This is a genomic window from Bradyrhizobium sp. i1.15.2 (genome assembly GCF_040548425.1).
Lineage (GTDB): Bacteria > Pseudomonadota > Alphaproteobacteria > Rhizobiales > Xanthobacteraceae > Bradyrhizobium > Bradyrhizobium canariense.
In genome coordinates, this window is the sequence record NZ_JBEPRQ010000072.1 from 1 (window position 1) to 1,663 (window position 1,663).

The window sequence follows — 1,663 nt, forward strand, 5'->3', positions numbered from 1 at the left end:
CGCAGGCGAGTGGCGAGCCGTTTGTCGTGCCGCAGCGAGGCTTCACGTTCGAGCAGCAGCGCAAGCCATTCGGTGTGACCGAGGCTTGCGGCCTCACCGGTGGCTTCCATGTCGGCGAAGGCCTTGGCCATGCCGTGGAGGCCGAGGGCGTTGAGGCGGTCGAGGGTCGGATGGGTGAGCAAGGGATGATCTCCTAATTGTAGTAGCGCGGTCCGCGGATGTTGGCATGCAGGATCGGCGCATCGTCCGCGGAACGCTGGTGAGCAGAACGCCGATCGAGATTGTTGGCGAGGATCGACTTGACCGAGCCATAGGTGCGCGCGCCGATGTCGATTGCCCGCGCAGCCGCGGCGTCCAGCCGTTCGCGCCCATAGGAGGCGGCGAGCCTGAGGATGCCGAGGCAGGCGCGGAAGCCTTGCTCGGGGTGCGAGCGCTCGTCGAGAATGAGGTCGCACAACGCGCTGGTCGCCGGCCCGATCGCGGCGGCGTCCTGGCGGATACGCGCGATGGTCCAGCCGGCGTAGCGCCGATGGCTGGAGGCCATGTGCTCCGGCACGGTGGTGTGTTTGTGATTGCCGCTCATGCGCTGATGCGCGGCGATCCGCTCGCCCTTGTGGAAGATCTCGACGGTACGGGCCGTGAACCGCACCTCGACCTCGGCGCGGGCGAAGCGATGCGGAACGCTGTAGTAATGCTTCTCCACCTCGACGTGGTAATCGAGACTGACGCGGCGGATCCGCCACTCGGCGAGGACATAGGGGGACGCCGGCAATGGCTTGAGCGCCGGCCGGTCGACCTCCTCGAGCAACCGGCGGCGTGTCACGCCGAGCCGCCGGATCGGCCGTTCCTCATTCAGCCTCGTGAGCAGTTCGCCGATCGCCGCATTGACCTCGGCCAGGCTGTAGAAGGTGCGATGGCGCAGGCGGCCGAGCAGCCAGCGCTCGACGATGAGGACGGCCTGCTCGACCTTGGCCTTGTCGCGCGGCTTGCGCGGCCGCGCCGGCAAGATGGCGGTGCCGTAATGCGCCGCCATCTCCGCGTAGGTACGATTGATCTGCGGGTCGTACAGGCTCGCCTTAATGACCGCGACCTTGGTGTTGTCGGGCACCACCAGCGCCGGTATGCCGCCGATCGCCGCGAAGGCGCCAACATGGGCGCTGATCCAGTCGGCGAGCCCCTGCGTCCACGTCGCCTGCGCGTAGGTGAAGCTCGATGCGCCGAGCACGGCGACGAAGATCTGCGCCGTTCTGCGCTCACCGGTCAGGCGGTCGACCACCACCGGCACGCCATCGCCGGCATAGTCGACGAACAACTTGTCGCCGGCCGCATGGGCCTGGCGCATCGTCACCGACAGGCGGCCCTCCCAGGCGCGGTAGAGCTCACAGAAGCGCGAGTACCGGTATCCGCCGGGCTCGGTGGCGATATATTCCTCCCACAGGATCGACAGCGTCACGTGCTTGCGTTTGAGCTCGCGGTGCACGGTCGCCCAGTCGGGCTCGGCGATGCGGCGGTGACCCTGACGGTTGCCATTGCCGGTCTTCGCGAACAGGCGAAGTTCCAGAACCGTGTCGGTGACGTCGTCTGGCAACGGCCAGCTCAAGCCCGCGGCCTCGAACCGCCGGAGCGCCAGGCGCACCGTCGAGGGCGCCGCGCCCACCCGTCG

General features: G+C 68.0%; 2 protein-coding genes. Both read right to left on the minus strand.

Annotated features, from left to right (window positions below):
* Positions 1-182, minus strand: a 182-nt coding sequence (locus tag ABIB80_RS39225; protein ID WP_354129642.1) for an ATP-binding protein, incomplete at its 3' end; no start/stop codon positions are given.
* 11 nt (positions 183-193) lie between these two features.
* A partial coding sequence (gene istA / locus ABIB80_RS39230; RefSeq protein ID WP_354129643.1) for an IS21 family transposase occupies positions 194-1,663 on the minus strand: 1,470 nt, incomplete at its 5' end.